Annotated in this window: 21 protein-coding genes, 8 tRNA genes, 1 rRNA gene and 2 other annotated features; of the genes, 29 read left to right on the top strand and 1 reads right to left on the bottom strand. The window is 47.0% G+C overall.

Annotation, left to right across the window (positions count from 1 at the left end; genetic code table 11):
* The first annotated feature begins 10 nt into the window (after positions 1-10).
* From rrf to E4665_RS14270, 9 genes are all read left to right on the top strand, one after another.
* A 5S ribosomal RNA gene (rrf, locus tag E4665_RS14310) occupies positions 11-127 on the top strand.
* Between the two features lie 6 nt (positions 128-133).
* Positions 134-206, top strand: a tRNA-Val gene (locus tag E4665_RS14305).
* A gap of 7 nt (positions 207-213) precedes the next feature.
* A tRNA-Thr gene (locus E4665_RS14300) sits at positions 214-286 on the top strand.
* 19 nt (positions 287-305) lie between these two features.
* Positions 306-380, top strand: a tRNA-Lys gene (locus E4665_RS14295).
* Between the two features lie 34 nt (positions 381-414).
* Positions 415-489, top strand: a tRNA-Gly gene (locus tag E4665_RS14290).
* A 12-nt stretch (positions 490-501) separates the two neighbouring features.
* Positions 502-590, top strand: a tRNA-Leu gene (locus tag E4665_RS14285).
* Positions 591-607: 17 nt separating this feature from the next.
* Positions 608-684, top strand: a tRNA-Arg gene (locus E4665_RS14280).
* A 3-nt stretch (positions 685-687) separates the two neighbouring features.
* Positions 688-761, top strand: a tRNA-Pro gene (locus E4665_RS14275).
* Positions 762-785: 24 nt separating this feature from the next.
* A tRNA-Ala gene (locus E4665_RS14270) sits at positions 786-858 on the top strand.
* 255 nt (positions 859-1113) lie between these two features.
* Here the strand turns inward: E4665_RS14270 and E4665_RS14265 are convergent.
* Positions 1114-2721, bottom strand: coding sequence for a putative polysaccharide biosynthesis protein (locus E4665_RS14265; RefSeq protein ID WP_135349475.1), 1608 nt, complete (start codon positions 2719-2721; stop codon positions 1114-1116).
* A 249-nt stretch (positions 2722-2970) separates the two neighbouring features.
* Between E4665_RS14265 and E4665_RS14260 the strand changes: the two genes are divergently transcribed.
* The 20 genes from E4665_RS14260 (at position 2971) to rplJ (ending at position 22764) form a co-directional block, all read left to right on the top strand.
* On the top strand, positions 2971-4371 hold the full coding sequence (locus E4665_RS14260; RefSeq protein ID WP_135349474.1) for a MurT ligase domain-containing protein: 1401 nt from the start codon (positions 2971-2973) through the stop codon (positions 4369-4371).
* Between the two features lie 5 nt (positions 4372-4376).
* Positions 4377-5114, top strand: a complete 738-nt coding sequence (locus E4665_RS14255) for a type 1 glutamine amidotransferase (RefSeq protein ID WP_135349473.1) — start codon at positions 4377-4379, stop codon at positions 5112-5114.
* A gap of 381 nt (positions 5115-5495) precedes the next feature.
* Complete coding sequence (locus tag E4665_RS14250; protein WP_135349472.1) at positions 5496-5954, top strand: CtsR family transcriptional regulator; 459 nt, start codon at positions 5496-5498, stop codon at positions 5952-5954.
* A gap of 417 nt (positions 5955-6371) precedes the next feature.
* Positions 6372-8819 (top strand): ATP-dependent protease ATP-binding subunit ClpC, encoded by a 2448-nt coding sequence (gene clpC / locus E4665_RS14245; protein ID WP_135349471.1) that lies wholly within the window; start codon positions 6372-6374, stop codon positions 8817-8819.
* A 153-nt stretch (positions 8820-8972) separates the two neighbouring features.
* Positions 8973-10382 carry a DNA repair protein RadA gene (radA, locus tag E4665_RS14240; protein WP_135349470.1) on the top strand — a complete coding sequence of 470 codons (1410 nt, stop codon included), beginning with the start codon at positions 8973-8975 and terminating at the stop codon, positions 10380-10382.
* Positions 10383-10494: 112 nt separating this feature from the next.
* Positions 10495-11601, top strand: a complete 1107-nt coding sequence (locus tag E4665_RS14235) for a PIN/TRAM domain-containing protein (RefSeq protein WP_135349469.1) — start codon at positions 10495-10497, stop codon at positions 11599-11601.
* Positions 11602-11648: 47 nt separating this feature from the next.
* A complete protein-coding gene (gene ispD, locus E4665_RS14230) occupies positions 11649-12359 on the top strand; it encodes a 2-C-methyl-D-erythritol 4-phosphate cytidylyltransferase (protein ID WP_135349468.1) in 711 nt (236 codons plus the stop codon).
* Complete coding sequence (gene ispF, locus E4665_RS14225) at positions 12337-12822, top strand: 2-C-methyl-D-erythritol 2,4-cyclodiphosphate synthase (RefSeq protein WP_135349467.1); 486 nt, start codon at positions 12337-12339, stop codon at positions 12820-12822. Before ispD ends, ispF begins: the two co-directional genes overlap by 23 nt.
* A gap of 133 nt (positions 12823-12955) precedes the next feature.
* Positions 12956-14437 (top strand): glutamate--tRNA ligase, encoded by a 1482-nt coding sequence (gene gltX / locus E4665_RS14220; RefSeq protein WP_135349466.1) that lies wholly within the window; start codon positions 12956-12958, stop codon positions 14435-14437.
* 76 nt (positions 14438-14513) lie between these two features.
* Positions 14514-14729 (top strand) — a binding site (T-box leader).
* Positions 14730-14976: 247 nt separating this feature from the next.
* The gene (gene epsC, locus E4665_RS14215; RefSeq protein WP_135349465.1) at positions 14977-15630 is read left to right on the top strand and encodes a serine O-acetyltransferase EpsC; all 654 of its coding nucleotides are present in this window, start codon (positions 14977-14979) and stop codon (positions 15628-15630) included.
* A gap of 5 nt (positions 15631-15635) precedes the next feature.
* Complete coding sequence (gene cysS, locus E4665_RS14210) at positions 15636-17036, top strand: cysteine--tRNA ligase (protein WP_135349464.1); 1401 nt, start codon at positions 15636-15638, stop codon at positions 17034-17036.
* A gap of 2 nt (positions 17037-17038) precedes the next feature.
* Positions 17039-17452, top strand: coding sequence for a Mini-ribonuclease 3 (locus E4665_RS14205; RefSeq protein WP_422067266.1), 414 nt, complete (start codon positions 17039-17041; stop codon positions 17450-17452).
* Positions 17452-18192: a 23S rRNA (guanosine(2251)-2'-O)-methyltransferase RlmB gene (rlmB, locus tag E4665_RS14200; RefSeq protein ID WP_135349462.1), complete on the top strand. Its 741-nt coding sequence runs from the start codon at positions 17452-17454 to the stop codon at positions 18190-18192. The genes E4665_RS14205 and rlmB overlap by 1 nt, the downstream gene beginning before the upstream one ends.
* 5 nt (positions 18193-18197) lie before the next feature.
* Entirely contained in the window at positions 18198-18707 is a 510-nt protein-coding gene (locus E4665_RS14195; protein ID WP_135349461.1) for an NYN domain-containing protein, read from the top strand.
* Positions 18708-18779: 72 nt separating this feature from the next.
* Positions 18780-19430 (top strand): RNA polymerase sporulation sigma factor SigH, encoded by a 651-nt coding sequence (gene sigH, locus E4665_RS14190; protein ID WP_135349460.1) that lies wholly within the window; start codon positions 18780-18782, stop codon positions 19428-19430.
* A gap of 363 nt (positions 19431-19793) precedes the next feature.
* Positions 19794-19991: a preprotein translocase subunit SecE gene (gene secE, locus E4665_RS14185; RefSeq protein ID WP_135349459.1), complete on the top strand. Its 198-nt coding sequence runs from the start codon at positions 19794-19796 to the stop codon at positions 19989-19991.
* Positions 19992-20027: 36 nt separating this feature from the next.
* Positions 20028-20564 carry a transcription termination/antitermination protein NusG gene (nusG, locus tag E4665_RS14180; protein WP_135349458.1) on the top strand — a complete coding sequence of 179 codons (537 nt, stop codon included), beginning with the start codon at positions 20028-20030 and terminating at the stop codon, positions 20562-20564.
* A 195-nt stretch (positions 20565-20759) separates the two neighbouring features.
* Positions 20760-21185, top strand: coding sequence for a 50S ribosomal protein L11 (gene rplK / locus E4665_RS14175; protein WP_135349457.1), 426 nt, complete (start codon positions 20760-20762; stop codon positions 21183-21185).
* 97 nt (positions 21186-21282) lie between these two features.
* Positions 21283-21975 (top strand): 50S ribosomal protein L1, encoded by a 693-nt coding sequence (gene rplA, locus E4665_RS14170; RefSeq protein ID WP_135349456.1) that lies wholly within the window; start codon positions 21283-21285, stop codon positions 21973-21975.
* 73 nt (positions 21976-22048) lie between these two features.
* Positions 22049-22200: a sequence feature (ribosomal protein L10 leader region), on the top strand.
* Positions 22201-22257: 57 nt separating this feature from the next.
* The gene (rplJ, locus tag E4665_RS14165) at positions 22258-22764 is read left to right on the top strand and encodes a 50S ribosomal protein L10 (RefSeq protein WP_135349455.1); all 507 of its coding nucleotides are present in this window, start codon (positions 22258-22260) and stop codon (positions 22762-22764) included.
* The last annotated feature ends 40 nt before the right edge of the window (positions 22765-22804 follow it).

Below are 22804 nucleotides of genomic sequence, written 5' to 3'. Positions count from 1 at the left end.
CGGGTTTTAGTCTGGCGGTCATAGCGAAGAGGTCACACCCGTTCCCATCCCGAACACGGCCGTTAAGCTCTTCTGTGCCGATGGTAGTTGGGGGCTGTCCCCCTGTGAGAGTAGGTCACTGCCAGGCGATTGTGGAGGATTAGCTCAGCTGGGAGAGCGTCTGCCTTACAAGCAGAGGGTCATAGGTTCGAGCCCTATATCCTCCATTTTCATGCCGGTCTAGCTCAATTGGTAGAGCAACTGAATCGTAATCAGTAGGTTGGGGGTTCAAGTCCTCTGACCGGCACTCCTCTTTACAGAGGTATGAGCCACTAGCTCAGGGGTAGAGCATCTGACTTTTAATCAGAGGGTCGAAGGTTCAAATCCTTCGTGGCTCACCATTTGTTATTAATAATGAGCCAGAATCATTATTATGCGGAAGTAGTTCAGTGGTAGAACATCACCTTGCCATGGTGGGGGTCGCGGGTTCGAATCCCGTCTTCCGCTCCATTTTTGTGCTGTGCCGGGGTGGCGAAATTGGCAGACGCACAGGACTTAAAATCCTGCGGTAGGTGACTACCGTGCCGGTTCGAGTCCGGCCCTCGGCACCACTTTTTCTGTTTTTTTTGCGCCCTTAGCTCAACTGGATAGAGCGTCTGACTACGGATCAGAAGGTTGGGGATTCGACTTCTCTAGGGCGCACCATATCGGGAAGTGGCTCAGCTTGGTAGAGCACCACGTTCGGGACGTGGGGGTCGCAGGTTCAAATCCTGTCTTCCCGATCATTTTTTATTTATATTTTCAATGGGGCCTTAGCTCAGCTGGGAGAGCGCCTGCTTTGCACGCAGGAGGTCAGGAGTTCGATCCTCCTAGGCTCCACTGGCAGCTGCTGCTCCGGGTCAATGGCCTGAAATGGCCAGTCGTAAGGGGTATGCAGGAAAATTAATAGCGGTGCTTTTGCCGAAGTGGCAAAAGCACCGCTATTTTATATTTTGTGCTGCTTACTGGTAGGTCGACAAATGAAAATTAGGTCCTAGCAAAATCCCGGTACTCTCAGACAAGGCCCATCCGGCTGTAGACGCTTTCTCCCTCATAAGCGGTTTGTCAGAAACCATGAGCCGCAATGCTGTTTCTTTAGCTTCGTTTGTGTGATTTCAGATATGAGCTCCTGACTGCGTGGTGCAGCCGCCCCGTCAATTTTATCAAAGAAAGATAGATAGCAGCGCCGACCAGAACAGCCAGAATAGTGACGAGCAGTGCCGGAATCCTCCCGGACGGAAAATAGCCGCCGGTCATCATAAATATGATTTTGATAGCAAGCGCCATAACACCCGTACAGAGTGCAATGTGGAGAACCTGCCGGCCAAGCAGCGAGAATGGATAATTCGTTGCTTTACGAATGGCGATGAATATCGTCACGATCGAAGTCAGATAGCCGATATCTGTGGCAATAATCGGCCCGACCATTCCGAACAGTCCCATGAAAACTGGATTGAGACAGATTTTCAAAAGGATACCGGCGATAAGCGCGGACAGTGTGATCATCTGACGGTTGATTCCCTGCAGGATGGACGCGCCGACCTGAAACAAAGCGAACAGGAGAGCTGTCGGCGCATACCAGCGCAGGATGCGACCGCCGATTGCCAGCAGATCGGGCTCTGTCGTATAAAGAAAGCCGTGCACCATATAGCCGAGCATGGAGAGCCCGACAGCAGCGGGAGCAGTCAGGAATAGGACGAGTTTAAACGCCTGAGTGATCTTCTCATGGACATCATTCTGATCATTTTTCGCAAAAGAAGCAATAATTGCGGGAACAGCGCTGATCGCCAGTGATGTAGCCAGTGTCACTGGGATTAATACCAGTTTCTGATCGTTCATCGTCAGGTCGCCGATAATCGTGATTTTGGCCCGATAACTATAGGGAAGGAAGTGCGCGGCCATCATCTGGTCGACCAGCTCATAAGCCTGCATCGCGATGCCGACGGCGACAAAGGGAACAGCATACGTCAGAAGTTCCTTATACATCGTCCGGAAGGGCATCCGGTAGCTCCCATGCACGTGAGCTTCTTTTGTCATCTCCGTTATCTTCCTGTGCCTCAGCACCCAGTAGCGCAACATCACGTACAGACCTGCCACGGCTCCGATAAATGCTGCAAAAGTGGCGAGTGCTGCCGCAGTGACAACGGAACCGTTAAATACCCTCATGACAAGAAAAGAACTAGCCAAAATAAAGGTGATCCGCATAACCTGTTCGACAACCTGGGAAACGGCGGTCGGCCCCATCGACTGAAATCCCTGGAAGTAGCCGCGCAGCAGGCTAAGCAAGGGAACAATCATGATTGCAATGCTAACGACACGCGTCATTAGGACAACATTTTCAAAATTTTCCGCTGGAATGCCATAAGCTCCCGCCAGCGCCGGAGCACTGAGGAAAAGAAATAAGAAGCCCGTGACCCCGGTGATCAGCATGACTATGATGCCTGACTTCAGCAGCCTTCTCCCTGATTCATACTCACCCAAAGCATTGTATTTGGAAATAAATTTGGATACCGCAAGAGGCAATCCCAGAGTTGAAATACTCAACATAATAACATAGATCGTATAGGCATTGGCGTATAAATAGGCTCCGTCTTCTCCAGTCAGCCAGTAGAAAGGAATGATGAATAAAACACCCATCAGACGGGAAATAACAGCGGCAATGGTAAGAATCATCGTACCCCGGATCATTTTTGATGTGCTCATAAATCTTGCTCCTGTAGTGATATTAATATTTTACTATATGAAGATGTCCGATCATTAAAAAAGCCGAAAAAAGTATTAGAAATTATTAATATTACACCTATTATAAAATATTTATTATAAAATAATTATTGTAAAATGAATAATGTCATTTAAAAGAGAAAATCTGTGCCGATGTTTTTTAGAATTTTTCATTTTTCGACACTTCGCCCGGATGGATAACGCGGTAAAAATTAAAGGAGAAAAAGACGAATGCGTGTAAATGAACTATTTTCCATCTGGTCTGTGAAGCTTATTAAGCGCATCATCAGGGCAACAGGCAAAGGAAGAGGGGAAAGCATGCCGGGAAAGCTCGCACGGATATTGGACGGAGATATCCTGCGGAATCTGGCGAAAAGGACCAACACGATCATCATTACCGGAACAAATGGAAAGACGACAACTTCTAATCTGATCTCCGCAATTCTGGGGCGGGGGGGTCTGCCTGTGATCAATAATACGAGTGGAAATAACCTGATCAACGGCATCACCCAGATCTATGTCGAGAAGGCACAGGAGCTTAAAAAATCACGGACAAAGGAATGGGCAGTGATTGAATGTGATGAGGCGACCATCGTGCCATTGCTTAAAGAAGTACATCCGGTCGTGATCGTGATCAACAATTTCTTCAGAGATCAATTGGATCGGTACGGTGAAATTGACATCCTGATTAATAAAATGCATGAAGCGATCGCAGCAACAGATGCCCGACTGATCCTGAATACAGACGATCCATTTGTCGCCCGATTCTCAGACCTTAAGAATAAAAAAATATATTTCGGAATCAGCAAAAACGCTTACCACTTTGAAAAAACAAGTGTGAGGGAATCCCTTTACTGCCCAAACTGCGGATCAAAGCTGATGTATGAAGCGATGTTTTATAGTCAGTTAGGCTATTATACATGTGAACATTGCGGTTTTAAAAGACAGATCCCAGATTACGAGATTAAAAAAATTCAGAGAAACAATAAGGGATTTCTTTTTCAGGTTACAGAAAAGCAACAGGACGAGGCCGGGACTGGTTCGAGTCCGAACGAAAGGACATCGGATTATCAGCTAAGCCTTTTCGGGGTGCACAATTTGTACAATGCGTTATCGGCTGTTTCAGTCGCAAAAGAACTGAACCTGCCGAATGAGGCGATCTTTGGGGGACTCGAAAATTACAAGCTGAAAAACGGGAGAATGACGATCTATCATTACAACGGAACGGACCGAATCGTCAACCTGATCAAAAATCCGGCCAGTGCCGATGTGGCTATCGGGGAGATTAATTATGATCCCCAGAATAAAAGTGTCGTTTTTTTTCTGAATGATCTGACGGCTGATGGGAACGACGTTTCCTGGATCTGGGATGTTGATTTTGAAAGACTGGCCCAATCGAGCATTTCCAATTTTCTCTGCAGCGGCCGAAGGGCATGGGAAATGGCAAACCGTCTGAAATATGCGGATATAGACCCGAATAAAATCAAGGTGGTCCCCGAAATTGGGAAGGCAATGGACTTTTCTCTTGTCCATTTTACAAAAACCTATTACTTACCGAATTACACTGCTCTCAATTCAGTGAACAATTATTTGGTCAATAAATCTGCCAAAGAAAACCAGGAAGAAAGGTAAACGTCATGCAAACATTAAAACTCTACCATCTTTTTGAAGATAAACTGAATTTGTATGGCGATGATGGCAACGTGACGGTTTTGAAAAAAAGGTGTGAGTGGAGAAATATCACTCTGGAAATCGTTCAGGTCAATGAAATAACACGTAAGGATGATGTCGATCTGAACGATGCGGACATGATTTTTCTGGGAGGGGGATCGGATCGCGAACAGAGCCTCTGTACGATGCAGCTGAAATTAATCAAGGATGACTTCAAGGCAGTTATCGAGAAGGGAACGCCGTGCCTGACAATCTGCGGCGGGTATCAATTTTTAGGAAAATACTATCAGGATGTCAGGGGAAACAGATTGAACGGATTGGGTATCCTTGACTTATATACAATAGCCAATTTTGAGCAAAATAGCCGAATGATTGGAAATATACTCGTGGAATCGAAAACATTTGGTAAAATAGCGGGCTTTGAGAATCATTCCGGCGAAACCTTTCATCACTATCCTGTATTGGGAAGGGTTATCAAGGGATCAGGCAACAACAGAACGGACAGAAAAGAGGGGTTGGTGTATAAAAATCTGATCGGAACTTACATGCACGGTCCTTTCCTGTCAAAAAATCCTCAAATTGCTGACTTTTTAATCAGCAAAGCGTTGGAAAAGAAGTACGCGAACGGAACGCTCACTGTGCTTACGGACAGATCGGAAAATGAAGCAAAGAAAGCGGTCTGGAGACGTCTCACGCTCGTATGATTGATAAGCGGTAAAAAAGACAATTCATGATTTAACGGACAGGCAGGCACAGCCGCCTGTCTTTTTTTTACCAAACTTATTTTTACGAAGGCGAAAAGTGCGGGCGGGTACGGGATACCTGACATGACCCCCACATGTCCGAATAAAGTGCTCAACAGATGGAATCCTGACCAAAAAAGAAAATCCGGTGGAGGTTTCAAAAATAAATGGGTGTATACGGAGATGGTGAAATATAGCTTCCATCCAATCGGCAGCATGCGGAACAAAGGGACTGTTGCTTGGCGAGCACGGTTTCATCGCGGGGTGGTTGATTAATTAGCAAAACTCAGTCATAATTGAAGTATAGTCAAAGTTAGTCAAAGTCAGGGAGGAGATGCCCCGATGAGGAACATATCTGACATTATTGAAAAATATATAAAGGAAATACTAAATTCGAGTGACAACATCAGACTGAAGAGAAGTGAGCTTGCCGAAAAGTTTCAGTGTGTGCCGTCACAGATTAATTATGTACTGAAAACACGCTTTTCCATTGAAAGAGGTTATGTTGTCGAAAGTAAAAGGGGCGGCGGCGGGTATATCCAGGTTGTCAAGGTTCAGCCAGTCACGGATGCCGATTTAATCGACGAGATGATCAATCTGATTGACTACAGGCTCACAGAGAATATGGCCGACTCCATTATTATTCATTTACTTGAGGAGGAGGTCATCAATGAAAGGGAGGCCAGACTAATGCTCAGCGCGATTGATCATAGTGTCCTCGACGTTGATATACCTGTAAGAGATGTCATGCGTGCGAATATTTTAAAAGCCATGCTTCAGTCACTCACCTATACACGCTGACCCACTGTTATTTCTTGCAGCTGGGTTTTTGAAGGCACATCTTTTTGTCAGATGAATAAAGAGGAAATAATGGGGCATACGGCGAAGTAATAAGCATGCGATGTTGTCGACATAGGGCTCACATTCCCTTTACTTAATAAGATCCGACCACGATAAAATCTAGCCACGATCCGGCTGAATACTTTTTTCTTTTTGAACGGCACAAGCTGTAAAAGTTGAAGATTTTCAGAAGGTTCTCTACAATAGACTGAACAGGGATAAGATGAATCAATTTTTCTGGAGATTGAACGGTTCCCTGAAAGTCGGCTGTGAGGCATTCGGTTGGAGAATGTTTATCCATTAAGCCATTGATGCGGAAGAACGTCTTTTTCGAAAGGCCTGTGTGAAGAGAGAAAGCGACAAAAGGAGGCCACAATTATGATGTTTGGACGATTTACAGAACGGGCTCAAAAAGTGCTTGCACTTTCTCAGGAAGAGGCCATGAGGCTGGGCCACAATAATATTGGAACAGAACATATTTTACTCGGACTTGTCCGGGAAGGGGACGGAATTGCGGCAAAAGCCCTTCTCGCGCTGAACTTGAGTCCGGAAAAAATTCAAAAGGAAGTTGAAGCGCTGATCGGCCGGGGAACTGAAACGGTTCAGACCCCTCACTATACACCCCGAGCAAAACGGGTGATTGAATTGTCTATGGATGAGGCGAGAAAAATTGGCCACTCCTATGTCGGGACCGAGCACATCCTGCTCGGATTGATTCGCGAAGGGGAGGGTGTTGCCGCCCGAGTGCTGAACAACTTGGGCGTCAGCCTGAATAAAGCAAGACAGCAGGTGCTTCAGCTGCTTGGAAGCCATGAAGCGACTGCCGGAGGAGTGCAGGGAAGAAATACGGCTCATGCCAATACGCCGACTCTTGACAGCCTCGCCCGCGATTTGACAGCGATGGCAGGAGAAGGAAGTCTTGATCCTGTGATTGGTAGAAGCAAGGAAATTGAACGGGTGATTGAAGTACTCAGTCGTCGTACAAAAAATAATCCGGTTCTGATCGGTGAACCGGGTGTCGGAAAGACAGCAGTAGCCGAAGGGTTGGCACAGGAAATCATTAATAATGAAGTTCCAGAGATTCTGCGCGATAAACGTGTCATGACTCTTGATATGGGTACGGTCGTCGCCGGGACGAAATATCGCGGTGAATTTGAAGACCGGCTGAAAAAAGTGATGGATGAGATCCGCCAGGCGGGAAATATTATCCTTTTCATTGATGAACTTCATACACTGATCGGGGCCGGTGGCGCAGAAGGTGCAATTGACGCTTCAAATATTCTTAAGCCGTCACTTTCCCGTGGCGAGTTGCAGTGTATCGGCGCGACGACACTTGATGAATATCGTAAATACATTGAAAAAGATGCCGCTCTTGAACGTCGCTTCCAGCCGATTAAAGTAAAAGAGCCCACAAAAGATGAGTCTATCCAGATTCTGAAAGGGCTGCGTGATCGGTATGAGGCGCATCATCGGGTGAAAATTACAGATGAGGCCATAGAATCCGCAGTTCAGTTGTCAGATAGGTATATTTCCGATCGCTTTCTCCCGGATAAAGCGATCGATCTGATCGATGAGGCTTCTTCTAAAGTCCGGCTGCGTTCGTACACGGCTCCGCCAAATCTCAAAGAGCTGGAGCAGAAGCTAGAAACGGTGAAAAAGGAAAAAGACGCCGCGGTTCAGAGCCAGGAATTTGAGAAGGCGGCTTCGCTTCGCGATAGCGAACAGAAACTGAAAGAACAAGTAGATGTATGTGAAAAAGACTGGAAAGAAAAGCAGGGTAAAGAAAACACCCAGGTTCTTCCAGATGATGTGGCACAGGTTGTCGCTAACTGGACGGGAATTCCTGTTGTCCGTCTGGAACAGAAAGAAAGCGAGCGTTTGCTTCATATGGAGGACATTCTCCATAAAAGAGTTGTGGGGCAGGACGAAGCGATCAAAGCGATTTCCCATGCGATCCGCAGAGCACGCGCCGGTCTCAAGGATCCTAAGAGACCCATCGGATCATTTATTTTCCTTGGGCCTACTGGTGTCGGAAAAACTGAGCTGGCACGGGCAGTTGCTGAAACGCTTTTCGGTGATGAAGAGGCCATCATCAGGATTGACATGTCCGAATACATGGAGAAACATACTACTTCGCGGCTTGTCGGATCACCTCCGGGCTATGTCGGCCATGAGGAAGGCGGTCAGCTGACCGAAAAGGTGCGCCAGAAACCTTATTCTGTCATTTTGTTTGATGAGATCGAAAAAGCGCATCCGGATGTGTTCAACATTCTGCTTCAGGTGCTTGATGACGGACGTCTCACGGATTCAAAGGGAAGAACAGTTGATTTCCGCAATACGGCGATTATCATGACTTCCAACGTGGGCGCGAGCGAATTGAAGCGAAATAAATACGTCGGGTTCTCCGTGGACAGCGAAGGACGCGAATATAAAGAAATGAAAGACAAAGTGATGAGTGAGCTGAAGCGTGCCTTTCGTCCAGAGTTCCTCAACCGCATCGATGAGATCATTGTCTTCCACGAATTGAAAAAAGAACAGCTGCAGGAAATTGTCACGCTGCTGGCTGATCAACTGAAAAATCGTTTGTCAAGTCAGGGCATCGTTATTGACCTGACTGAGGCGGCGAAAGGCCAAATCGTGGAGGAAGGCTATGACCCTGAATACGGTGCGAGACCGCTTCGCAGAGCACTCCAGAGGCGTGTGGAGGACAAATTATCCGAAGAGCTGCTCATGGGAAATATTGAAAAAGGAACGCACGTCGTCATTGACTATAAAGATGGTGATTACGTCGTCAATAAAAAGGAAGAGGCTGTGGCAAAGTCCTGATGTGCCACAAACGGTCTGACGGAGTCATGCAGCAATGATAAAGGAGCCAAAGTTTGATATAAGCCTTGGCTTCTTTATCTATTCAGACAGACCGCTCATTGTAGCCGATGGATTAAATACTGGCTCCGGCCAGGGAACGGACGGGTGAACCCGATGGCAAAATCAAAGACAGTTTTCATCTGTCAAGAATGCGGTTATGAAAGCCCGAAATGGATGGGACGCTGTCCCGGTTGCCAAAATTGGAATACAATGGTAGAAGAGACAATCCGCCCTGCATCGTCCGCGGGTATTTCCTCGGTCGGAAGGGATAATAAACCGTCGCTGTTGAACCAGATTATACTTGATGAAGAGCCGAGAATCGTTACCGAGCTAAAGGAGTTCAACCGGGTTATGGGCGGCGGGGTTGTTCCGGCTTCGCTGACACTGGTCGGCGGGGATCCGGGGATTGGTAAATCGACACTGTTGCTTCAAGTTTCGGATCAGCTCGCAAGGAAGGGACATACCGTACTCTATATTTCAGGAGAGGAATCCGTCCGCCAGACCAAGATGAGGGCGGGACGTCTGAATGTCGCTTCGGACAATTTGTATGTGCTTTCAGAAACAGACATCAGGCAGATCGAGGCTCATATGCAGGATGTTCAACCTGAAATTATGATTATCGACTCCATTCAGACCATTTACAATTCCGAAATGTCCTCGGCACCCGGAAGCATCTCGCAGGTTAAGGCGTGCACCGGCGATCTTCTGCGGATTGCAAAAACCCGCGGCACGGCGATTTTTATTGTCGGTCATGTCACAAAAAACGGGGCACTTGCCGGACCAAGGACTTTGGAGCACATGGTGGACACGGTTCTCTATTTTGAAGGTGAAAGGCATCATACATTTCGCATCCTCAGGGCGGTTAAAAACCGTTTTGGTTCGACGAATGAAATGGGTGTGTTTGAAATGAAGGAGTCCGGGCTTGCGGAAGTCGCCAACCCCTCAGAAATTTTTCTTCAGGAACGGGCCAGGGGAGCGTCCGGGTCAGCAATTGTGGCCGCAATGGAAGGCACACGCCCGATTCTGGTTGAGGTACAGGCTTTGGTGTCACCGACGAGTTTCGGAAATCCGCGCAGAATGGCAACGGGGATGGACGATCACCGGATATCGCTGCTGATGGCTGTGCTTGAGAAGCGGGTCGGGCTGTTGCTGCAGAATCAGGACGCCTATGTCAACGTGGCGGGAGGTATCAAGCTCGATGAACCGGCGACTGACCTGGCCGCCGCGGTCAGCATTGCTTCGAGTTTCAGCAACCGTCCTACCGGGATATCCGATGTGTTCATCGGTGAAGTGGGTCTGACAGGTGAAATCAGAGGGGTTTCACGCATTGAGCAGAGAGTGAACGAGTCCTGTAAATTAGGCTTTTCCAGAGCCTTTATTCCCGAAAAAAATCTGAGTGGCTGGTCACATCCTGAAGGAATGGAAGTCATAGGTGTTGCGTCTCTGGCCCAGGTTATGGGTCTGGCGCTTGGAGGGACTGAAAGCGGCGCGCCCGACCCCGCTTATTTCCCGGCGGATCTGTAAAGTACTCGTCGGCCCCGTATTGTGATTCGGGTGTCCTTTAAAAAGTTATTTATCTCGCAAATTGTTTTGATTTCATTTATTTGTCAATAATGCTTTAAGGAGGTGATGGAATGTGTTTAAAAGAGTCATTCAGCTGTTCTTAATTCTTCTCGGAGGCACACTAGGCTTTGTCTATATACCGAAAATTATCCTGCTTCTGAATTTTGGCAACGATATTCCGAGGTGGTTCGAATCCCCTTTTTCAGGAATGGTCATCGGGGCACTGATTGTAGCACTTTTAACTTTTTGGTTTGTGGACTCATTGGTAAATTTATTGAAGGCTTTTGAAGACAGGATCATTAAAGCTCCGGTTACGGATGTCGTTTTCGGTACGATTGGCCTGGTTTTCGGCCTTGTTATTTCTTTTCTGATTCAGCTTCCTTTGTCAGGTCTGAATATCGCGGGAATTAGCACAGTACTACCGATTTTTATTTACATCTTTCTGGGCTATTTTTTCTTTCAGGTTGGTTTCAAAAAGCGTGACGAACTCATCGGTCTTTTTCATCTGCCTGCAAGATCTAGAGAGAAGAAACGCGACGTAAAATCAGAAGGGACTCAGCAGACAGACTTTGTTCCCTATAAAATTTTTGACACAAGCGTGATCATTGACGGAAGAATCGCTGATATCTGTCAAACTGGTTTTTTGGAAGGCACGATGGTCATTCCGCACTTCGTTCTCGAAGAACTCCAGCATATAGCGGATTCATCCGATGTACTGAAGCGGAACCGCGGACGACGGGGACTTGACATCCTCAATAAGATTCAGAAAGACCATTCAATTCATGTGGATCTCTATGAAGGGGACTACGATGATATCACGGAAGTAGACAGCAAGCTTGTCCGTCTCGCAAAAGCGATGGGCGGCATTGTGGTGACTAACGATTTTAACTTGAATAAAGTATGCGAGTTTCAGGGAGTCCGCGTTCTGAATATCAATGATCTGGCCAATGCGGTCAAACCGGTTGTGCTTCCGGGGGAAGAACTGCAGGTGCAGGTGATCAAAGATGGGAAAGAACAGAACCAAGGTGTCGGGTATCTTGACGACGGCACAATGATTGTGGTAGAAGAAGGACATAGGTATATTGGCAAGACAATTGACGTGATTATTACCAGTGTTCTGCAGACTTCTGCAGGACGGATGATTTTTGCCAAACCTAAATTGCTTGAAAAGGCGTTGTGATTCCACTAAAACACGGATCAGCGCCGCCTATCCGGAGGTTTCGGCAGATGAATTATCAAGTAGTGGTTGTTGCGGCGGGTCAGGGCTCTCGCATGGGGGCGGATAGAAATAAAGTATTGCTTCCTTTGAAGGGGACACCGGTGATTATTCACACGCTTCGGATTTTTGAAAAGGATCCCTGCTGCGAAGGTATAGTCCTGGTTGTTAGAGAGAGCGAGAGGGACCTGTTCCGCGGACTGCTCGAAAAATACGGGATTCACAAGGTCGTCGCCTTGGCGGCGGGCGGAAGTGAACGCCAGGAAAGTGTTTTTAATGGACTCAAGAGTTTGAAAAGTTCTGATGATCGTATTGTTCTCGTGCATGACGGCGCGCGGCCGTTTATCGACCGACGCCGGATTGCGGGGGTTGTGGAAGCGGCGGACAAGCATGGTGCGGCGCTTCTTGCTGTGCCTGTAAAAGATACGATCAAACAGGTCGATAGCGGTGAAGTCCGGAAAACTTTGGAACGTAAAAGCCTGTGGGCTGCTCAGACACCCCAGGCTTTTCGGCTTTCAGTCATTTTGCGGGCCTATCGGGAAGGAGCTGATCGCCACTTCATGGCTACCGATGATGCTTCACTGGTCGAAGAAATGGGGATGCTAGTGGTGACTGTCTCCGGAAGCTATCGAAATATTAAGCTGACAACACCCGAAGACATGATCATTGCAGAAAAATTTCTTGAAGAGGAGAAAGAAGATGCGTGTGGGCCACGGATTTGATGTGCATCAATTTGCTGAACAACGGAAACTGATTATAGGAGGGGTGACCATCCCTTATCAGCTCGGATTAGCCGGGCATTCCGATGCCGACGTTCTGCTCCATGCGATCAGTGATGCGCTGCTGGGAGCCGCCGGCGAGGGGGACATCGGGGGACATTTTCCCGATACCGATGAAGCCTATAAAGATGCGGATTCGAAGGCTTTGCTGACTGAAGTTCTGGCTATTATCCGTGCCAAAGGATATACCGTCGGCAATGTCGACTGCGTTGTGATCGCCCAGAAACCGAAACTCGCACCGTATATCGGGGACATGCGGCAGACGATTGCAGCTATTCTGGAGACAGAGCCTGATCGGATCAATGTCAAGGCGACGACAACTGAGAAGCTGGGTTTTACGGGAAGAGGGGAAGGTATCGCTGCTGAAGCTGTTTGCCTTCTTGAAACCAGTCCGGAGAAAGATTGAGTCAAGACTTTCAGCGAAAGTCGTTGGATTCCGGCTGAATCTGCCGGATTCACATGGAAAAAGTAGAAAAAAATGATACTCCGGCCGTCATCCGTGCTAAAATAAAAAAGAATAACAGAAAGTGGTGAATACAGTGACAGAAGAAGTCAGGGTACGCTATGCACCGAGTCCGACAGGCTTTTTGCATATTGGCAACGCGCGTACCGCAATATTTAATTATCTTTTCGCACGCCACGCAGGCGGAAAATTTATCATCCGTATCGAGGATACCGACCTAAAACGTAATGTTGAGGGCGGGGAGGAAAGCCAGCTGAAATACTTGAAGTGGCTAGGCCTTGAATGGGATGAAAGTGTCGATGTAGGCGGCGAATACGGTCCTTATCGGCAGATGGAAAGGCTGGATATTTATAAAAAATATTGGCAGGAACTGCTCGACAAAGGGCTGGCCTATAAGTGTTACTGTACGGAAGAAGAGCTAAAAGCTGAACGGGAAACCCAGATGGCAAACAAGCAGGCGCCGCATTATTCCGGGAAATGCCGGCACCTGACCAAAGAGCAGATCGCGCAGTATGAAGCGGAAGGCAGAAAACCAACGATCCGCTTCAGGATACCTGATGATCAGAAAATTGAGTTTGACGACATTGTTAAAGGGCATGTCTCCTTTAATTCAAGTGACGTCAGTGATTTTGTAATCGTCAAGCAGAACGGCGTGCCAACCTATAACTTTGCGGTCGTCGTCGATGACCATCTGATGAAAATGACCCATGTCCTGCGCGGTGAAGAGCATATTTCGAATACCCCGAAACAAATCATGCTTTTCCACGCCTTTGGTTGGGAGCCGCCGGTTTTTGGTCATATGACGCTGATTGTAAACGAACAGCATAAGAAGCTGAGCAAGCGCGACAATAGCATTGTTCAGTTTATTGAGCAGTATAAAAATATGGGTTTCCTCCCTGAAGCGCTTTTTAATTTCATCACGCTTCTTGGCTGGTCACCAAAAGGTGAAGAAGAAATCTTCTCGCGTGAAGATTTTATCAAGTTATTTGATGCTGAGAGATTAAGTAAATCACCGGCCATGTTTGATAAATCAAAACTGGAATGGATGAATGGGCAGTATATCAATCAGCTTCCGGCTGATGAGTACGTAAAGTTCACCATTCCATACTTAGTTGATGCGAAACTTCTTCCGGCGCAGATGTCTCCAGAACAGCTGAAGTGGGCGGAGCGTGTTGTATTGCTTTATCAGGAACAGTTGCACTATGGTGCGGAAATCGTTCAGGTAAGCGATATGTTCTTCAACAAAAGCATTGTGAACGATGACCTGACCAAGGATGAGGAGAAAATCCTTTCCGGAGAACAGGTTAACGATGTGATCTCATCGTTCACAGATGAACTTAAAAGTTTGACGGAGTGGACGGCGGAAGCGATCGCACCGAAGATTAAAGTCGTGCAGAAGGAAACCAAGCAGCGCGGATGGAAACTATACATGCCAATCCGGGTCGTTGCTACAGGTTCTCAGCATGGTCCTGAATTGCCCGAGGCGCTTGAACTTCTGGGAAGGGATCTTGTCCTCAACCGGCTGGATCATTACCTGGACGTTCAGAAAACGGTCTGATTGCTTTTTTAACAGTGACTGCGGCTCTTCCTGTTGCGGGACTGACGGCTCATGCATAATGTAAAAGAAAATAAATCTTAAAGCGTTGAAGAGGTTAAGTAAGGATTGTTTCTTCCTTCACAGAGAGGACGGTTAAAGCGCTGAAAGCCGTCCGGGAGGAACTGTCGCTGAATTGCTCCTCTGAGTTTTTTGCTGAATCTTAAGTAGGCGAAGACGGCGGCCGCCGTTACCGGCAATAGAGTGGAGATTTATTCTCAAACAAAGTGGAACCGCGTCTCAGGGCGTCTTTGTGTCACATCGACATGAAGGCGCCCTTTTTATACAGCAGCTGTTGACGATTGGAAAGTCCGGTGTCCATTAGCTGCACGTATTGAAAAAAGTATCGTTTTATACAGAGATTTTAAAGAAAGGCTATGTTAAATAGTGAATGTTGATTTTGTTGCATTATGGATTCGAGCGGAAAGCGAGTGCCTAGAGCGAAAAACAACAGACACGTTTAACAAAGCCTAAGAAAAGCAGAACATGGAGGTGAATCCAGAGTGCGGAACATTATTGCCGAAGATCTGAAAAATGTGTTTGACCAGGATCCTGCGGCGCGAAGCAAGCTGGAAGTAATTTTGACCTACTCCGGACTTCATGCGATCTGGGCGCACCGGATCGCGCATTGGCTGTGGCGGAAAAATTTATTTTTTGCGGCAAGGGTGTTGTCCCAACTGACCCGCTTTTTGACCGGCATTGAGATCCATCCCGGAGCAAAGATTGGCAGACGTTTTTTCATGGATCACGGGATGGGCATTGTCATCGGTGAAACGTGTGAAATAGGTGATGATGTTACCCTTTTCCAGGGTGTGACACTGGGAGGAACAGGGAAAGAAAAAGGAAAAAGACATCCGACGGTTGGAAACGATGTGCTGATTTCAGCAGGAGCGCGGGTGCTCGGATCGATCACGATCGGCGACCATTCCAAAATAGGCGCTGGTTCTGTGGTGCTGCAGGATGTCCCCGCTGATTCAACAGTTGTCGGCATTCCGGGACATGTCGTCCGCCAGAACGGATTTAAAGTGCATCATCATGATCTGGATCATGCAGATCTTCCGGATCCCGTGGCGGATAAAATCAAACAGCTTGAGAAAGAAATAGAGACCATGCAAATGGAAATTGGCAAATTAAAAACTTTGCAAAAAAAGGAGTGACACCAATGGGCCTCAAAGTATTCAATACGCTGACAAGGAAAAAAGAAGCATTTGTTCCTCTGGAAGAGGGAAAGGTCCGAATGTATGTCTGCGGACCGACGGTGTACAATTACATCCATATTGGCAATGCGAGACCGGTTGTTGTGTTTGACACAGTCAGACGGTACTTTGAATATCGCGGATACAACGTCACTTATGTCTCGAATTTTACAGACGTTGATGACCGACTGATCAATGCATCAAAAGAGCGGCACATTTCCGTTCCGCGGATTGCTGACGAGTTCATCAAGGCATATTTGGATGATGTCGGGGCGCTGAATGTCAAAAAGGCAACCTTCAACCCAAGAGCCACGGAAACGATGCCGGAGATCATTTCTTTTATCAAAAAACTGGTCGATGCCGGTTACGCCTATCCTGTAGATGGGGATGTCTATTTCAGAACGAGAAAATTCCAAGGCTATGGGAAACTGTCCCATCAGTCGGTTGACGACCTGAAATCAGGCGTGCGGATTGAGATTGGTGAAAATAAAGAAGATCCTCTTGACTTTGCACTTTGGAAGGCAGCGAAGCCCGGAGAAATCAAGTGGGAGAGCCCGTGGGGCGAGGGCCGTCCCGGTTGGCATATTGAATGCTCGGCAATGGTTGAGAAATATCTTGGGGATACCATTGACATTCATGCCGGCGGGACAGATCTCGTTTTTCCCCATCATGAAAATGAAATTGCCCAGTCAGAGGCGCTGCATCATAAGACAATGGCGCACTATTGGCTTCACAATGGTCATATTCAGATTAATAACGAGAAAATGTCGAAATCTATCGGCAATGTGATTCTCGTCCATGATCTGATCAAGAAATATGATCCGCAGGTCATCCGGTTTTTCATATTGACCGTTCAGTACAGGCACCCGATTAATTTCAGCGATGAACTGTTGAATGATGCGGTTCAGGCGTTCGGCAGGCTTAAGACAGCGTACTATAATCTTGATCACCGTTTGAAAGGGAACGAAGCTGTTTCGGAAGGGCCATCAGAAAAATTAGATCAGTACCGGTATGATTTTATTGAATCAATGGATGATGACTTTAACACAGCCAATGCGATCGCCGTTTTGTTTGATATCGTCAGAGACGCAAACATTGCACTACAGGATGAAAAATCGGATGCGGTTTCTCTAGCCGGATATCGAGACATTCTTGAGGAATTGTCCGGGGTGCTTGGACTGAAACTTGAAGATCAATCGGAAAGTATATTAGACAGTGATATTGAAGAGTTGATCCAGAAGCGTGAAGCGGCAAGGAAAGAAAAAAGGTTTGACATCGCCGATGAGATACGCGACGCGCTGAAAGAAAAGGGCGTTATTCTTGAGGACACCGCTCAAGGCGTGCGCTGGAAAAGAGGCCATGAATAATCATGAACAAAGAAAAAGTGGATCCGGAGACATTAAACAGTCTCGTTTTGGCTTTTATGGGAGACGCGATTATTGAGACCTATGTCCGGGAGGCGGTCATTGCCGGCGGGAAAACAAAGATTCACGCCTTACATGAACAAACGGTCGGCTACGTATCGGCGAGGGCTCAGTCTGTTTTCCTCCATGAACTGATTGATCATGATTTTCTGACCGACGAAGAACTGGATATCGTCCGACACGGCCGCAATGCCAAATCACACTCCGTGCCAAGAAATACAGATGTCCAGACCTATAATTTCAGCACTGGATTTGAGGCGCTGATCGGTTATCTGCATTTTGGAAACAAGAGGGAACGTATTGATGAGATCATGGATAAAATGTTCGCCAATCATCCGGTAGAAGGGAGCCGAGCCTAGTGAACGATGAATGGATCATGGGCCGCCATCCTGTCGCGGAAGCGATACGGTCTGGGCGCGAAATCAACAAAGTGTGGCTGAATAAGGAGGGCAAAGGATTCAGCGAACTGCTGGATCTCATTAAAAACAATGGGATCGCAGTACAGTTTGTACCGAGACAGAAGCTGGATCAGCTTTCTCAATCGTCCCAGCATCAGGGTGTTGTCGCTTCCGTTGCAGCCTACCATTATTCGGAACTCTCCGATTTATTCGAGCTGGCGAAAGAGCGCGGTGAAAAACCATTTTTCCTGATGCTTGACGATATTGAGGATCCCCATAATCTGGGTTCGATCCTCAGAACGGCCGATGCTTCCGGATGCCATGGTGTGATCATACCACGAAGGCATTCGGTCGGTCTGACTTCGGTCGTGGCCAAAGCGTCCACTGGCGCGATTGAGTACATTCCAGTCGTGCGTGTCGCTAACCTCGCGAATACCATGGACAGCCTGAAAGAGCAGGGGATTTGGTTCGCGGGAACCGCCGCCGACGGAAGCGAAGAGTACTCAGCAGCTGACTATTCCATACCGATATGCCTCGTGATTGGTAATGAAGGATCGGGCATGTCGAAACTTGTCAGAAAGAAATGCGATTTTCTGATCAATATCCCGATGGCCGGGAAAGTAACGTCATTGAATGCTTCCGTTGCGGCCGGCTTGCTCATGTATGAAGTTTTCAGGCACCGGAAACAGGAACAAGGGTGAGAGTCATGAATGACATCCTGATTGTTGACGGATATAATGTGATCGGCGCGTGGATGGAACTGAAATCGCTGAAGACCAAAGAATTTGAAAATGCCAGGGATTTGTTGATTGATAAAATGGCAGAATATCAGGCGGTGACTGGCTGGCGGGTCATCGTTATCTTTGACGCATACCTGATCCCCGGAAAAGAAACTAAGACCCACAAATCAAAGGTTGAGGTCATTTACACGAAAAAAAGTGAAAAAGCAGATCAGAAAATAGAGGGCCTGATCAGAAAACTGCAGAATGTGAAAACGCGGATTCATGTTGCCACATCGGATATGGCCGAACAGTGGGCTGTTTTTTCCCAAGGGGCGCTGAGAAAGCCGTCCAGAGAACTGATCGAAGAAATTAAGAAGATTGACAGAGAAATAGGGGCTGCGACGACGAATAAGCAGGCCCCTGCAAGAGGAACGAAAATTCCGATGGATGAAGCGACACGGGAAAAACTCGAAAAGATGCGGAGAGGTTTTTGAATTTTCTTGACGTTTTGATTTTTGTTACTGTATAATTTTCAAAAAGACATCCAAGTGCTCGGAGGGATAAAGATGAGTTACGATCCGGTAAAGACAGATGCAGCAGTATTTCGGTCACTCGATGATGAAAAAATACTGGAAGTGGTTCACGATGGCAATGGCGACGCGCTGGAGTATCTCATCTATAAGTATAAAAATTTTGTCCGGGCAAAAGCAAAAGCTTACTTTCTTGTCGGGGCAGACCGTGAAGATATCATTCAGGAGGGCATGATTGGCCTCTACAAGGCCATCCGTGATTATAGGGGAGACAAGCTCGCTTCTTTTAAAGCGTTTGCAGAACTATGTATCACACGTCAGATGATTACGGCGGTTAAGACAGCGACCCGTCAGAAACACATCCCCCTGAATTCCTACGTTTCTCTGGACAGGCCTATCTACGACGAGGAATCGGAACGCACATTGATGGATGTAGTCGGTGAAACTCATTCGTCAAATCCGGAACAACTGCTGATCAGCAGAGAAGAATATGACGACATTGAGGCAAAACTCTCAAAGGTTCTAAGTGATCTTGAAAGGGATGTACTAAACCAGTATCTTGACGGAAGGACTTATCAGGAAATATCCGCTGATCTGAAACGCCATGTCAAATCGATTGATAACGCGTTACAAAGAGTGAAAAGGAAACTCGAACATTGCCTGCAACTGAAAGAGCTCAGCCTGTGACGCAGTTCAGACTTTATTGACAGGGCATTTCCCCTGTGATAGATTATGAATAGTGTGTATTAATTTGAAGAGAGGCGGCTGGTCGCCTTTCTTTATTTTACTTTCAGAAAGTAAACGACTGGCAGAAACGGGTAGTCAGTTTCTGATTGCCGGTTAGAAACGCACGGAATTAAAAGTGCCTGCATTGAGAAAAAAGGTTATTCTCTCCTGTTCGGTTTGCCATACGAGAAACGATTCATCTTCAAAAAAAAGAGGATCATGATGCCGGACGGGTTGAAATGAATAGATTCTGCAAAAACTGCTAGTAGCGACACATTGCATCGTGAAACGAAGTAGACTTTTCAGGCGGAGGTATGGATAAGCATGGCTGGTATTGTTAAAGGGACCGGGAAATTTTTTCGGGACATCGTTGCAGAAATAAAGAAGGTTACCTGGCCGACACGCAAAGAGCTTTTCAAATACACGGTCACAGTGGTTGTGACTGTTATTTTTCTCGCTGTTTTCTTTGTCCTGATCGATCTGGGCGTCACACAGCTTTTGCACTTGATCACAAAACAATAATGACCGGACAGGCCGGTCATTTGGAGGAAGAAAGTTATGGAGAAGAACTGGTATGTTATACACACATACTCGGGTTATGAGAATAAAGTCAAAACCAATCTGGAAAAAAGAGTAGAGTCTATGGGGATGGCCGATAAGATTTTTCGTATTCTTGTTCCGATGGAAGAGGAAACGGAAATGAAGAACGGTCAGAAAAAGACCGCTATGAAAAAGGTTTTTCCCGGTTACGTGCTGACGGAAATGATTATGACGGATGACTCATGGTATGTCGTCCGCAATACACCGGGCGTTACGGGTTTTGTCGGATCAACCGGCGCGGGTTCCAAACCGATTCCGCTGCTTCCCGAAGAAGTAGACGCAATCCTGAAGCAGATGGGCCTGAAAGAACGGACTGTTGATGTGGACTTCTCGATTAAGGAACAGGTGAAAGTCAAAGAAGGTCCTTTTGCCGACTTTATCGGGAGTGTTGAGAGCATCGATCAGGAAAAGAGCAAGCTCAAAGTCCACGTAAACATGTTTGGCCGTGAAACACCGGTTGAACTGGACTTCAATCAGGTTAAAAAGCTCGACTGATTTCGTTGGAACCGGTATTTCATGGGTTCGAAATGAATCTTGCATTTTGCCCGGTACATGTGTATAATTTTGATGTTTGTATGATTAATACTGATCTTACCCATCGTCAGTACAGAGTTTGATTCGGCCATAGAGATTTATGAATGAGTGGAAGGGATTGCCCCGTACCACAAACTGTTTCAGGGAGGTGCTCTCATGGCAAAGAAAGTCATTAAATTAGTTAAGCTGCAGATTCCGGCAGGAAAAGCAAATCCAGCTCCGCCTGTTGGTCCGGCGCTGGGCCAGGCGGGCGTTAATATTATGGGCTTCTGCAAGGAGTTCAACGCACGTACATCTGATCAGGCTGGCCTGATTATTCCGGTTGAAATCACAGTATTTGAAGACCGTTCGTTTACGTTTATTACAAAGACGCCGCCTGCGGCTGTTCTTTTGAAAAAGGAAACTGGTGTTGAATCGGGATCCGGCGAACCGAACAAGAAAAAAGTTGCGACAATCAAGCGTGATAAAGTCCGCGCCATCGCGGAACTGAAAATGCCTGATTTGAATGCGGCCAACGTTGAAGCAGCGATGCGGATGGTTGAAGGAACCGCACGTAGCATGGGTATCGTAGTCGAGGACTGATTTTTTCAAGACTATAGGTATCGCGGATCGGATCCGCAGGTTTTATGATCGGTGGGAGGTCAATGCAAACCGCTAGTACCACAAAGGAGGATTTCGAATGGCTAAAAGAGGAAAGAAATATCTTGAGGCAGTTAAGGCTGTCGATCGTTCCAAGGCATACAGCATTGATGAAGCTGTCAGCTTGGTGAAGAAAATTGCTGCTGCCGGATTTGATGAATCTGTTGATGTCGCTGTCCGTCTCGGCGTTGATACGCGTAAAAATGATCAGCAGGTCCGCGGTGCGGTCGTGCTTCCAAACGGAACCGGCAAGACCCAGCGCGTCCTTGTTTTCGCAAAGGGTGACAAAGCAAAGGAAGCTGAAGCGGCAGGCGCAGATTATGTCGGTGAACAGGAATATGTGGAGAAGATCAGCGGCGGTTGGTTTGATTTCGATGTCGTTGTTGCTACTCCGGATATGATGGCTCAGGTCGGCCGTCTCGGACGCGTGCTCGGACCGAAAGGCTTGATGCCGAACCCGAAAACAGGCACCGTTACTTTTGATGTTGAAAAGGCTGTTAAGGAAATCAAAGCCGGTAAAGTTGAATACCGCGCTCAGAAAGACGGAAACGTCCACGTTCCGATCGGCAAAGTTTCATTTGAAGACAGCAAACTGGTTGAAAACTTCAATGTTCTGGTTGGAACACTTGTCAAAGCGAAACCCGCTGCGGCTAAGGGAACGTATCTGAAGCATATTGCGATTTCCTCGACGATGGGACCGGGCGTCGCTGTTTCGACAGCCGTTGCCCGCTGATCCGTCCTGAATGGGGTCTGGTAACAGGTTGACAGGGATCCTGGGAATCACTATAATAAACAATTGTTGAAATCAATTAAATGTTTGATTACCGTAGACAGCAGGGGCATGGTAAATGCTTAATTTATTCCCGGCCGAGGTTCTGAAGAATCCTGATAACTCTTTATGTATCAGATAGAATCTTACCCTCATGTCTGCAAAGACTGAGGGTTTTTTAATGGCTTGCCTGTGGGGAATGATTTTCTGAATACGGAAAATTGAAGCGGGGAGGTGTACCATACAATGAGCAATGATAAAATTCTTGCAGAAAAAAAGAAGATTGTCGATGAAATCGCCGGAAAACTGAAAGAAAGCGTGGCAACGATTGTTGTCAATTATCGCGGACTTTCCGTGTCCGAAGTGACGGAACTTCGGAAACAACTTCGTGAAGCCAACGTGGATTATAAAGTATATAAAAATACTTTTGCCCGTCGTGCGGCTGAAATCGCTGGCGTGACTTCTCTTGATGAAGCTCTTACAGGTCCGACGGCTGTTTCTTTCAGCAAAGATGACGTTATCGCTCCGGCGAAAGTACTTTATAATTTTTCAAAAGATCATGAGGCACTGGAAATCAAAGCCGGTGTGATTGAAGGCAAAGCGGCATCTGTGGATGAAATCAAGGCACTTGCTGAACTTCCGTCCAAAGAAACACTTCTGTCGATGCTGGCAAATGTTCTTCAGGCTCCGATCCGCAATTTTGCAATCGGCGTAAAGGCAGTCGCAGAACAAAAGGGACAGCAGGAAGCCTGATTCCTGCGGCGTGAAACGCACTTAAAAATTAAATTAAAAG

Origin of the sequence: Sporolactobacillus shoreae (genome assembly GCF_004684935.1) — a bacterium.
In the GTDB taxonomy this organism is placed as follows: Bacteria; Bacillota; Bacilli; order Bacillales; family Sporolactobacillaceae; genus Sporolactobacillus; species Sporolactobacillus shoreae.
Note: the sequence above shows the minus strand (reverse complement) of the source record. Positions and strands in the feature narration are given on the sequence as shown.

Excerpts from the sequence above, each read along its gene's own strand:
- E4665_RS14255 (WP_135349473.1), top strand. The coding sequence starts at position 4,377 with ATGCAAACATTAAAACTCTACCATCTTTTTGAAGATAAACTGAATTTG.
- E4665_RS14260 (WP_135349474.1), top strand. The coding sequence starts at position 2,971 with ATGCGTGTAAATGAACTATTTTCCATCTGGTCTGTGAAGCTTATTAAG.
- radA (WP_135349470.1), top strand. The coding sequence starts at position 8,973 with ATGGCAAAATCAAAGACAGTTTTCATCTGTCAAGAATGCGGTTATGAA.
- sigH (WP_135349460.1), top strand. The coding sequence starts at position 18,780 with ATGAGTTACGATCCGGTAAAGACAGATGCAGCAGTATTTCGGTCACTC.
- nusG (WP_135349458.1), top strand. The coding sequence starts at position 20,028 with ATGGAGAAGAACTGGTATGTTATACACACATACTCGGGTTATGAGAAT.
- E4665_RS14250 (WP_135349472.1), top strand. The coding sequence starts at position 5,496 with ATGAGGAACATATCTGACATTATTGAAAAATATATAAAGGAAATACTA.
- rplK (WP_135349457.1), top strand. The coding sequence starts at position 20,760 with ATGGCAAAGAAAGTCATTAAATTAGTTAAGCTGCAGATTCCGGCAGGA.
- E4665_RS14265 (WP_135349475.1), bottom strand. The coding sequence starts at position 2,721 with ATGAGCACATCAAAAATGATCCGGGGTACGATGATTCTTACCATTGCC.
- E4665_RS14195 (WP_135349461.1), top strand. The coding sequence starts at position 18,198 with ATGAATGACATCCTGATTGTTGACGGATATAATGTGATCGGCGCGTGG.
- secE (WP_135349459.1), top strand. The coding sequence starts at position 19,794 with ATGGCTGGTATTGTTAAAGGGACCGGGAAATTTTTTCGGGACATCGTT.
- rplA (WP_135349456.1), top strand. The coding sequence starts at position 21,283 with ATGGCTAAAAGAGGAAAGAAATATCTTGAGGCAGTTAAGGCTGTCGAT.
- ispD (WP_135349468.1), top strand. The coding sequence starts at position 11,649 with ATGAATTATCAAGTAGTGGTTGTTGCGGCGGGTCAGGGCTCTCGCATG.
- clpC (WP_135349471.1), top strand. The coding sequence starts at position 6,372 with ATGATGTTTGGACGATTTACAGAACGGGCTCAAAAAGTGCTTGCACTT.
- E4665_RS14205 (WP_422067266.1), top strand. The coding sequence starts at position 17,039 with ATGAACAAAGAAAAAGTGGATCCGGAGACATTAAACAGTCTCGTTTTG.
- rplJ (WP_135349455.1), top strand. The coding sequence starts at position 22,258 with ATGAGCAATGATAAAATTCTTGCAGAAAAAAAGAAGATTGTCGATGAA.
- ispF (WP_135349467.1), top strand. The coding sequence starts at position 12,337 with ATGCGTGTGGGCCACGGATTTGATGTGCATCAATTTGCTGAACAACGG.
- cysS (WP_135349464.1), top strand. The coding sequence starts at position 15,636 with ATGGGCCTCAAAGTATTCAATACGCTGACAAGGAAAAAAGAAGCATTT.